The following is a 9,970-nucleotide window of genomic DNA, read 5'->3' as shown; positions in this document are numbered from 1 at the left end:
CCTGGAACTGCTTGTCCAGCAACGGTGGCAGCTGTTCACTCACCAGCTCGATGTGGCGGGTGACCAGGTCGTCGGGCATGCCGGCGATGCTGGCCCAGAAGATCAGGTGCCGCACCGGCAGACCGGCAACCCGTTCGTGGATCCGCACGGCGGCCTGTTCGGGGGTGAGGATCTCGAGCAGACCGAAGGATCCGTCCTCGGGGCGTTGGCGCAGCTGATCGAGTTCGAGGGCTGGCGGCACCGGTGCGTCGGTGCCCTCCACCGACAGCTGCCGGTAGGAGTTCATCTGGTGCGCGAGGTGTGGTGCGACCCGGGCCCACGCGGCTTCGGGATCGTCGGCCAGCAGGATCGGCAGCAGATCCGAGACCCGCGCGGACTCGGGATCGTGTCCGCCCTCGATGAGTCCCTCGCGGTACAGCGGGAACAGCTGGTGCGAGATGTGCAGGAATCCGATGCCGAGGCGCCCGGCGAGGCGGGCGCCGCGCGGACCGTAGAACCCGCCCCACAGCGGCACGGGATCCTGGATCGGCCCCGGCGTGATCCCGCCGGTGGCCCACAACCGCTGGATCTCGGCGATGTTGTCGCCGGTGCGAGCGAACCGGCGGCTGAAATCGGTGTCGAAGAGCTGGTATTCGGGCAGGCGATAGCCGGCGCCGAGACCGAGTTCGAGACGGCCGCCGCTGATCAGATCGACCAGTGCCGCCTCCTCGGCCAGCTGGGCCGGCTTGCGCAGGGCGGGCAGTACTACGGCGGTGCCGATGCGCACCCGCTTGGTTCTGGCGGCCGCCGCGGCGGCGAAGGTGAGCGGTTGCGGGAGATAGCCGTCCTCGAACAGGTGGTGCTCGGTGAACCAGACTCCGCCCGCGCCGCGCAGGTCGGCCTCCTCACAGAACTCGAGGGTGCGGGCGTAGTGGTCGGCCCACGGGCGCTGCCACTGTGCGGGGTTGCGCAGGTCGAAGAGCAGTCCGACGTCCATGGTGGCTCCGTTCGTCAGCGGGTGGATCCGGTCCACGCGCGGGGGTCGGTGAAGGCGGGTCGGCGTTCCAGACGCCGCCAGCGAGCGACGGGCCTGGTCGGGGTCGGCGCCGCGGCGGCGGTCCGTCGCCGGGCGAGCAGCAGCACGAGCAGCGCGCCGAGTTCGTCCGGGTCGGCGCTGCCCTTCTCGACGCGAAGGAAGGGCACCGGGTCCTCGGCGCTCATTGCGGCGGATTCCCGTGCTTGCGGCGGGGCAGATCGGTGTCCTTGCCCGCCAGCATGGCGAAGGCGCGGATCAGCACGCCACGGGTGTCGCGCGGATCGATCACGTCGTCGATGAGTCCGCGCTCGGCGGCGTAGTAGGGATGCACGAGTTCCTCGCGGTACTCGGCGATCTTGCGGTCCCTGGTGGCCGCGGGATCCTCCGACGCGGCGATCTCGCGCCGGAACACCACGTCGGCCGCGGCCTCGGCGCCCATGACGGCGATCTCGTTGGTCGGCCAGGCCAGCGCGAGATCGGTGCCGATCGACAGCGAGTCCATCACGATGTAGGCGCCGCCGTAGGACTTGCGCAGTACCAACGAGATTCGCGGCACCGTCGCGTTGCAGTAGGCGTAGAGCAGTTTCGCGCCGCGCCGGATGATGCCCGCGTGTTCCTGTCCGACGCCGGGCAGGAACCCCGGCACGTCGACCAGGGTCAGCAACGGAATGTTGAAGGCGTCGCAGAACTGGACGAACCGCGCGCCCTTCTCACTCGCATCGATGTCGAGCACCCCGGCCAGGCTCATCGGTTGGCTGGCCACCACCCCGACCACATGGCCGTCGAGCCGGGCCAGCGCGCACACCAGGTTGGTCGCCCAGGTGGCCTGTACTTCGAAATAGTCGCCGTCGTCGACGATTTCGGCCAGCACCTCGCGAATGTCGTAGGGGCGGTTGCCGTCCAGCGGCACCAGGTCGGTCAGTGCCGTGGTCTGCCGGTCGGCGGGGTCGGCGGTGAACGCCACCGGCGGCAGCTCCCGATTGTTGGCGGGCAGCATCGACAGCAGCGCACGAACATCGGACAGGCACGACTGCTCGTCGTCGTAGACGAAATGGGCAACCCCCGAGACCGAGGCGTGGATGTCGGCGCCGCCGAGTTCGTCGTGGGTCACCACCTCGCCGGTCACGGTGCGCACCACATCGGGACCGGTGATGAACATCTGCGCGATATCGCGCACCACGAAGACGAAGTCGGTGAGCGCGGGCGAGTACGCCGCCCCGCCGGCGCACGGCCCGAGCATGACACTGATCTGCGGGATCACTCCCGAGGCTCTGGTGTTGCGGCGGAAGATCCCGCCGTAGCCCGCCAGTGCCGTCACGCCCTCCTGGATGCGGGCGCCCGCACCGTCGTTGAGCGAGACCAGCGGAGCGCCCGCCGTGACGGCCATGTCCATGATCTTGTGGATCTTCTGGGCGTGTGCCTCGCCGAGTGCGCCGCCGAAGATCCGGAAGTCGCTGGCGTAGACGAAGACCGTGCGCGTGTCGACGGTTCCCCACCCGGTGATCACGCCGTCGGTGTGGGGTCTGCGCGCCTCCAGTCCGAAGCCGGTGGCCCGGTGTCTGCGCAGCGGCTCCACTTCGACGAACGAACCGGGGTCGAGGAGCAGGTCGATGCGTTCGCGGGCGGTGAGTTTGCCCTTGGCGTGCTGGCGTTGCGTGGCCGCCGGGTCGGGGCCGACACGTGCGGCGCGCTTGAGCGCGTCGAGTTCGTCGAGCCGTTGGGTGTACCCGGTGGGTTCTTGCACTGTCGTCATCGGATCTCCTGATGTGGTCGGCGGCGGCCGTGCTGTCAGCCGAGTAGCGTCCCGCCGGTGGCGTCGATGAACGCGCCGGTGATCCAGCGGGCTTCGTCGGTGGCGAGGAAGGTGACGACATCGGCCACGTCGACCGCCTCGCCGACGCGCTTGAACGCCGAGAACTGCGCCATCTGCTCGACTGCCTCCGGGATGTCGAACACGGCGCTGCCGTTGTTGGTGATGCCGGGCGCGACGCTGTTGACGGTGATCCCGCGCGGTGCCAGGTGTCGGGCGAAGTGCAGCGTGATCTGTTCCACCGCGCCCTTGGTCATCGAGTAGGCCACCTGGTCGGGACTGGCGAATCGGGTAAGTCCGGAGGAGATGTTGATGATGCGCCCGCCTTCGGGCAGCAGGCCCAGAGCGCGCTGCACGATGAAGAACGGCGCGCGGACATTGACCGCGAACAGCCGGTCGAAGTCCTCGGGTGTCACGTCCTCGGGGGCGACGCCGGCCGGGGTGGTGACACCGGCGTTGTTGACCAGGATATCGAGCGTGGTCTGCCCCGTTCGTTCCTTGAGTCCCTGTTCGAGACCGAGGAACAACTCGTGCACGCCGCCTGTCGTGCCGAGCTCGGCCCGCACGGGAAACGCACGGCCGCCGTCGTTCTCGATGACCTCGACGGTCTCGCGGGCCGCGGCCTCGTTGTCCGCGTAGTGCACGGCCACGAGCGCGCCCTTGGCCGCGAGCTGGCGGGCGGTCGCGCGGCCGATGCCGCGGCTGGATCCGGTGACCAGGGCGGTCTTGTTCGTCAGGCTCATCGATGTCTCCTTGGAATCGGGTGGTGCGGGCGCCGGGTCGCCGGGACCGGGCAGGCCGCTGATCATGCGGGCGAGATGGGATCGGACATCGCCGAGCCGCAGGAGCTCGGCGAACAGCTGCCGGGCGGGTTCGACCTCCGGTCCGCCCAGCAGCAGCAAGGTCTGGGCGCGGATATTGGTCAGGGTGCGCGCGCCGACGGCGTGGCGGGTGCGGTGATAGCCGTCGAGTGCGGCCTCGCCTGCGGTGCCGGTGATCGCGGCGATCAACCGGCCCGACAGGTCGGCCGCGTCCTGCAAGCCGAGATTGAGGGCTTGGCCGCCCACCGGCATCTGCCGATGGGCCGCGTCACCGGCGAGCAGGACCCGGCCGCGCCGGTACCGGGTGACCTGCTGGCTGGTGTCGTCGAACGCGTTGCGCCACAACGGTGTTCCGTGTCCGATCGACTCGCCGGTCACCCGTTCCCAGGCGTCGGCGATCTCGGCGAACTCCGGTTCCCCGCCCCCGGCGCGGGGTGCGGCGCCGTAGACGTGCACCATCACCCTGGTGCTGCCGTCGGGCCAGCGCGAGGACACCGCGAGCCCGTGCGGGAGTCGTTCGAATCGACGGGCCGGGATATCTACTCCGGCCACGTCGGCTCGCAGCATCTCCCGCCCGGCCTCGAGACCTGCCAGTTCGAAGCCGGCCAGCTCGCGCACGGTGCCGCGTTCCCCATCGCAGCCGACGAGGTAGGCGCCCCGGTGGGTGTGCCGTTCGCCGTCCGGGGTGACGGTGTCGATCAGCACGGCGCCCGCCTGCGCGGTCAGGGTGGTGACTCGGTGCCCACGCCGGAGCACCGCGCCCGCCTCGAGTGCTCGTTCCTGCAACACCGCTTCCAGCCGGACCTGCGGGCACTTCCACTGGCCCGAGAACCGGTGGGCCGGATCAGCTTCGGTCAGATCCAGGCGCAGTCCGCCGAAGTGTCCCGGTCCGCCGTCGGGCAGCGGCCCGAGCCGATCGAGCACGTCCCGCTCGGCGAGCACGTCCATGGTGCGGGCGTGCAGGGTGGAGGCCCGCGATTCGGTGGTGGGGGTGATCCGCTGTTCCACCACCGTCACGCGGGCGCCCGCGCCGGCCAGATCGCCCGCGAGCAGCAACCCGACCGGCCCCGCGCCGACGATCAGGACGTCGGTGTCATCGACGGGCTTCGGCATAGTTCTTGGCGTGGTTCAGCGTGGCCCGGCTGTTGCCCCCGAGCGCCTCGCGCAGGAAGGTCCGCGCCTCGGGCACCCCGGCGTCGGGGCCGAGGATCTCGGTGATCCGCGACGCCTCGATGATCACCGTGTGCTGCGAGGACGCGGTGGTCGTGCCGTCGGGGTTGGTCCGGAACTCCCAGTAGCCGGTGTGCAGGGCCATCAGAGCGGGCAGGGTGGTCTGCTTGTAGGCGATCCGGTGCTGCGGGAAGCAGACCCGGACCGACTCGGTGGTGTGACTCGAGCCGTCCTTGGTCAGGGTGTCCATCCGCAGTACCTGTACACCGGGGGTGTTCTCGGTCAGCTGCACCGAGGCCACGTGCGGCAGCCGCTCGGTCCACAGGTTCGCCTCGTTCACGAAGTCGTAGACATCGCCCGCCGCACCGGCGATCTCGACCGAGTCGACGAACGACAGGGTCAGATCGGCGGTGCGCACCACCGACTCCACCGCGGCCTTGAGACCGGGCAGTTCCGCACGGCTGTTGTCGTCGACCGCCTTCTCGATCCACGCCAGCCCGTCCGGATCGTCGTCGATGGCACGGTAGGAATGCAGCAGCCGCAGCTCGGTCCCGCCGTCCTCGCGCGGTTCGATGATCCAGGTGCCGCTCATCTGGGCCACCGGGGGCGCGGACACCTCCTGCCAGAAGGTGATCCGCAGTTGCTCGGGATCGAGCACGCGGCGCGAGATCCAGGTCTTGGGTTCACCGTTGGCGGTGGCCCAGATCTGGATGCGTTCCTCGTTGCCCTCGTGTTCGAGGCGGGTCACATACACCGAGGGCGGGAACAGCCGGGGCCAGTTCTCCACCTCGGCCAGAAGGCGGTACACCTCGGTCGGCGGGGCCGCCACGGTGATCGTGTGCTCGACCTCGCGGGTGGTCTGCGTCGTCATGGAAGTCTCCTGGTGCTCGTCGGCCGGAATCAGAAGTTGCCGAGTCCGCCGCAGACGTTGAGCGCCTGCGCGGTGATGGAGGCGGCCAGATCGGACGCCAGGTAGCCGACCAGGCCGGCCACCTCTTCGGGGGTGGAGTAGCGGCCGAGCGGGATCTTGGCCTGGAACTTGGTGAGGATCGCGTCCTCGGTGGTGTCGTAGGCCGCGGCGTAGCCGGACCGGACCCGTTGTGCCATCGGCGTTTCCACGTAGCCGGGGCACACGGCGTTGACCGTGATCCCGGTCGGGGCCAGCTCGTTGCCGAGCGCCTTGGTGAACCCGACGACGCCGTGCTTGGACGCCGAGTACGGTGCCCCGAGCACCACGCCCTGCTTGCCCGCCGTCGAGGCGATGTTGATGATGCGGCCGCGTTGCTTTTCTCGCATGCCGCCGGTGGTGAGCACCTCGCGGCTGGCCAGGAACACGCTGTTGAGGTTGGTCGCGATCACGTCGGACCACAGTTCCTCGGTGAGGTCGGCGGTGACGCCGCCACCGGAGCGGCCCGCGTTGTTGACCAGCACGTCCACCGGGCCGTACCGGTCGACCGCCGCCCGTACGAACGCCGAGATGTCCTCGGCCGCACGGACATCGGCTGTCGTGCCGTCCACGTCGAAGCCCTCGCCCCGCAATTGCGCGACGGTGTCGGCGACGGCTTCCTTGTTGCGTGCGCACAGGAACACCCGGTGTCCCTGCCCCGCCAGTTGACGGACCGAGGCGAGGCCGATGCCGCTGGTGGCGCCGGTGACCAGAGCCACCTTGTCGTCGTTGGTCATATCTGTTCTCCTGTCGGGCAATCGGTGTCGCGCTCAGCTGGGCTGGGGCGCTTCGAGCAGCTGTTCGTTGACCAGGTCGACCAGCGCGCGCGGCGTGGTCACGGCGACGACGGCGTCGTCGTCGAGGGTGACGCCGAATTCGCGTTTGATCCGGCCGGTGGTCTCGAGCAGCGCCAGCGACTCGTAGCCGAGGTCTTCGAACTCGATGTCGGCGAATTCGCCGTCGAGGCCGGGGCTGTCGCCGCTGCCTTCTCGTAGGATGCGGCGCAGATCGTCGAGTGTGAACGATGTCGACACGGGCTTTCCTTTCCTCAGGGGCGAAGGTGTTCGGGGCCGCGAACGACCATGGCGGAGTTGAACCCGCCCGCACCGCGGGCGAGCACGAGCGCGGTCCGCACGGGTGCGGGCCTGACCTCGGTGACCAGGTCGAGCTGGTAGTCCGCGGCGAGATCGGTGCCGATGGTCGGCGGGATCACCCCGTCGCGGATGGACAGGAAGGCGGCGGCCAGGTCCAGCGGTGCCGCGCCCGAATAGAGCCGTCCGGTCATGGTTTTCGGTGCTGTCACCGGCACGCCACGCGCACCGAACACCGCGACCAGGGCGTCGACCTCGATCCGGTCGAGTTCGGCGATGCCTGCGGCATCGGCGAAGACGACGTCGATCTCGGCGGGAGTCACCCCCGCGTCGCCGAGGGCGAGTTCGATCGCCCTGCGCAACCCCGGCTCGCCCGGACCGTCGGGACGCGGGTCGACGGTGGCCGCGTGCCCGGCGATCTCGCCGTAGATCTGGGGCGCATCGCGTTGTCTGGCGTGCTCGGCGTCCTCGAGGACCAGCAGCGCGCCGCCCTCACCCGGGACGTAGCCGTCCGCCTGCGCGTCGAACGGCAGGTAGGCGCGGTCCGGGTCGGTGACGGTGCTCAGTCCGCCGCCCGCCAGCTGTGCCACCCACCCCCAGGGGCAGATCGAGGCGTCGATCGCGCCGGTCACCACCAGCGTGGTGCCGCGCCGAATCTGTCTGCGCGCCTGGGCGACCGCGTCCAGCCCACCGGCCTGGTCGCTGACCACCACGCTGCTCGGCCCGCGCAGCCCGTTGCGGATGGAGATCTGTCCGCTGTTGACCGCGTAGAACCAGGCGAAGGACTGATAGGCGCTCACGTACTCGCCGCCCTTGCTCCACAGTGCGCGCAGTTCGTTCTGCCCGAACTCGAAGCCACCCGAACTGCTGGCGGTGATCACGCCCGCGGCGTAATCGGGCAGCTCGTCGGGTCGCACGCCGGCGTCGGCGAAGGCCCAGTCCGCGCTCACCAGAGCCAGCCGCGTCATCCGGTCGGTCTGCGGCAACAGCCGGCCCGGCAGGTGCTCCTCGGCCTCGAATCCGGTGATCTCCCCGGCCAGTTGCGCGGGGTAGGACGCGGGGTCGAACCGGGTGACCCGGCGGATCCCGGTGCGCCCGGCCAGCGTGGCGCGCCAGTACTCTTCCAGCCCGAGACCGGTCGGCGCGGCGACGCCGAGCCCGGTCACCACCGCGGCGCTCATCGTCGGCTCCGGAAAGGATCGGCGAGCACGACCGCTCTCTGGAACCCACCGAACCCGCTGCCCACCGACAGCACCACGTCGACCTTGTGGTCGCGCGCGGTCAACGGCACATAGTCCAGATCGCATTCAGGGTCGGGATTGTGCAGGTTGGCCGTGGGCGGCACCACGTTGTTGACCAACGCCAGCACCGACGCCGCGATCTCGATCGACCCGATCGCGCCGAGCGAATGCCCGACCATCGACTTGATCGAGCTCATCGGCGTGCGGTAGGCGTGATCGCCGAGAACGCGCTTGACCGCGGCGGTCTCGTGCCGGTCGTTCTGTTTGGTGCCGGAACCGTGCGCGTTGATGTAGTCGATCTCGGTGCCGTCGATTTGCGCCTGGCCGAGTGCGGTGCGGATCGCCTCGGCCATCTCCTTGCCGTCCGGGCGCAGACCGGTCATGTGGAAGGCATTGGAACGGGTGGCGTGTCCGGCCAGCTCGGCGTAGATCGTCGCGCCGCGTTTGCGCGCGCTCTCCAGTTCCTCGAGCACGAACACCGCCGCGCCCTCGCCCAGGACGAAGCCGTTGCGGCTGGCGTCGAAGGGCCGCGAGGCGTGCGCGGGATCGTCGTTGCGCGGGGTGGTCGCCTTGATCGCGTCGAAGCAGGCCACCGTGATCGGGCTGATCGGGGCATCGGTAGCGCCCGCGATCATCACGTCCGCACCACCTTCGCGCAGCACTTCCGCGGCGTAGCCGACCGCGTCCAGACCGGAAGTGCACCCGGTGGACACCACCGTCGACGGTCCCTGCGCGCCGACCGCCCAGGCCACTTCGGTCGCGAACGAACTCGGGACGAAGTAGTTGTAGAGGTGCGGCACCGCGTAGTTGTGATCGACCAGTTCCAGCCGCCCACCATCACTGACGGTGCGGTACTCCTCATCGAGGCCCATCGTGGCGCCTACCGCGCTGCCGATGGTGACACCGGTCCGGAACGGGTCGATATCGTCGAACTCGAGCCCGCTGTCGGCGACCGCCTCGCGGGCACTGACCACCGCCAGCTGCGCCGCCCGGTCCATCCGCCGGATCTCCTGCGGGGTCAGGCCGTGTAATTCGGGGTCGAAGTCGATCTCGGCGGCCACCTGGGACCGGAACGGCGCCGGATCGAACAGCGAGATCCGTCCGGTCGCGGTGCGGCCGTTGGAGATCAGGTCCCAGAAGCTCTTCGTTCCCACCCCGCCGGGGGCGCAGACCCCGACGCCGGTGATCACCACGCGACGTTCGGGCGCGCTCATCGTGCGTTCCAGTCGTAGAAGCGGTGCGCCATCGCGTCCGCCGGTGAGCGCCAGGTCTTCGGGTCGTAGGCCTCGATGAACGGCTTGAGATCCTGACTGATCCGCACGAAGCGGTCGTCGGTCTTGGCGTCCTCGATCCGTTCGCCGCCGTTGTCCTCGTCGAAGTCCTGCAGGTGGAAGTACAGGCCGCGGTAGTGGAAGAGCTGGCGGCGGCGCGTGCCCATCCGGTGTGGCAGCTCGGTGGTGTCGAATTCCCGGAACAGTCCGGCGACATCGCCCGCGGACGCGAGGTCCATGCGGGCCACGATCAGTGTGCTGAACATTGACTTCCCCTTCTCTCGGATGTTCATCGGGCCGGCCCGAACCAGCGGTCCAGGACGGTCGGCAGGTCGTTGTGCGTGCCGGGGGCGACCCAGGCCACATGGCCGTCGGGCCGCACCAGCAGCGCGGTGGTGCGCGCGTCGGCGTCGATCGGTTCGGTGGCGGTCGCGGTGACCACGTCGATGCGGTCGGTCCACGGCTGGGCCCGGTGGCGCAGCGCCGGGTTGTCGGTGAGGTCGAGCAGAACGCCCCGGCCCGGCCGCAGCAGGACGGCGGTGTCGGTGGCGTGCGCGCCGCGCAGGAGCCTGCGCCGTGGCAGCCGCGCACCCAGCAGCGGATGC

At 69.8% G+C, this 9,970-nt stretch carries 10 protein-coding genes and 1 pseudogene; all 11 read right to left on the bottom strand.

Going from position 1 to position 9,970, the window contains the following annotated elements:
- A partial coding sequence (locus tag ACFWF3_RS11985) for an LLM class flavin-dependent oxidoreductase (RefSeq protein WP_379313668.1) occupies window positions 1-976 on the bottom strand: 976 nt, incomplete at its 3' end.
- Window positions 977-990: 14 nt separating this feature from the next.
- Window positions 991-1,200, bottom strand: a complete 210-nt coding sequence (locus tag ACFWF3_RS11980) for an acyl-CoA carboxylase epsilon subunit (protein WP_379313666.1) — start codon at window positions 1,198-1,200, stop codon at window positions 991-993.
- Complete coding sequence (locus ACFWF3_RS11975; RefSeq protein ID WP_379313665.1) at window positions 1,197-2,768, bottom strand: acyl-CoA carboxylase subunit beta; 1,572 nt, start codon at window positions 2,766-2,768, stop codon at window positions 1,197-1,199. The genes ACFWF3_RS11980 and ACFWF3_RS11975 overlap by 4 nt, the downstream gene beginning before the upstream one ends.
- 35 nt (window positions 2,769-2,803) lie before the next feature.
- Window positions 2,804-4,759 (bottom strand): SDR family oxidoreductase, encoded by a 1,956-nt coding sequence (locus ACFWF3_RS11970; RefSeq protein ID WP_379313663.1) that lies wholly within the window; start codon window positions 4,757-4,759, stop codon window positions 2,804-2,806.
- Window positions 4,740-5,687 (bottom strand): aromatase/cyclase, encoded by a 948-nt coding sequence (locus ACFWF3_RS11965; RefSeq protein ID WP_379313661.1) that lies wholly within the window; start codon window positions 5,685-5,687, stop codon window positions 4,740-4,742. Before ACFWF3_RS11965 ends, ACFWF3_RS11970 begins: the two co-directional genes overlap by 20 nt.
- Window positions 5,688-5,716: 29 nt before the next feature.
- Complete coding sequence (gene fabG / locus ACFWF3_RS11960; protein ID WP_056819521.1) at window positions 5,717-6,499, bottom strand: 3-oxoacyl-ACP reductase FabG; 783 nt, start codon at window positions 6,497-6,499, stop codon at window positions 5,717-5,719.
- Window positions 6,500-6,532: 33 nt separating this feature from the next.
- Window positions 6,533-6,796: an acyl carrier protein gene (locus tag ACFWF3_RS11955; RefSeq protein ID WP_056819520.1), complete on the bottom strand. Its 264-nt coding sequence runs from the start codon at window positions 6,794-6,796 to the stop codon at window positions 6,533-6,535.
- Window positions 6,797-6,810: 14 nt separating this feature from the next.
- Complete coding sequence (locus ACFWF3_RS11950) at window positions 6,811-8,034, bottom strand: ketosynthase chain-length factor (RefSeq protein ID WP_379313660.1); 1,224 nt, start codon at window positions 8,032-8,034, stop codon at window positions 6,811-6,813.
- Window positions 8,031-9,308 (bottom strand): beta-ketoacyl-[acyl-carrier-protein] synthase family protein, encoded by a 1,278-nt coding sequence (locus tag ACFWF3_RS11945; RefSeq protein WP_379313659.1) that lies wholly within the window; start codon window positions 9,306-9,308, stop codon window positions 8,031-8,033. Before ACFWF3_RS11945 ends, ACFWF3_RS11950 begins: the two co-directional genes overlap by 4 nt.
- Window positions 9,305-9,631, bottom strand: a complete 327-nt coding sequence (locus tag ACFWF3_RS11940; RefSeq protein WP_067445797.1) for a TcmI family type II polyketide cyclase — start codon at window positions 9,629-9,631, stop codon at window positions 9,305-9,307. The genes ACFWF3_RS11945 and ACFWF3_RS11940 overlap by 4 nt, the downstream gene beginning before the upstream one ends.
- A gap of 23 nt (window positions 9,632-9,654) precedes the next feature.
- Window positions 9,655-9,970: pseudogene (locus ACFWF3_RS11935) on the bottom strand (monooxygenase); the annotation flags it as partial.

This window comes from Nocardia sp. NPDC060220 (genome assembly GCF_042727815.1).
Taxonomy (GTDB): domain Bacteria; phylum Actinomycetota; class Actinomycetes; order Mycobacteriales; family Mycobacteriaceae; genus Nocardia.
Note: the sequence above shows the minus strand (reverse complement) of the source record. Positions and strands in the feature narration are given on the sequence as shown.

Bases quoted from the DNA above. Each gene is read 5' to 3' on its own strand.
- ACFWF3_RS11980 (WP_379313666.1), bottom strand. From the start codon at position 1,200: ATGAGCGCCGAGGACCCGGTGCCCTTCCTTCGCGTCGAGAAGGGCAGC.
- ACFWF3_RS11975 (WP_379313665.1), bottom strand. From the start codon at position 2,768: ATGACGACAGTGCAAGAACCCACCGGGTACACCCAACGGCTCGACGAA.
- ACFWF3_RS11970 (WP_379313663.1), bottom strand. From the start codon at position 4,759: ATGCCGAAGCCCGTCGATGACACCGACGTCCTGATCGTCGGCGCGGGG.
- ACFWF3_RS11965 (WP_379313661.1), bottom strand. From the start codon at position 5,687: ATGACGACGCAGACCACCCGCGAGGTCGAGCACACGATCACCGTGGCG.
- fabG (WP_056819521.1), bottom strand. From the start codon at position 6,499: ATGACCAACGACGACAAGGTGGCTCTGGTCACCGGCGCCACCAGCGGC.
- ACFWF3_RS11950 (WP_379313660.1), bottom strand. From the start codon at position 8,034: ATGAGCGCCGCGGTGGTGACCGGGCTCGGCGTCGCCGCGCCGACCGGT.
- ACFWF3_RS11945 (WP_379313659.1), bottom strand. From the start codon at position 9,308: ATGAGCGCGCCCGAACGTCGCGTGGTGATCACCGGCGTCGGGGTCTGC.
- ACFWF3_RS11940 (WP_067445797.1), bottom strand. From the start codon at position 9,631: ATGTTCAGCACACTGATCGTGGCCCGCATGGACCTCGCGTCCGCGGGC.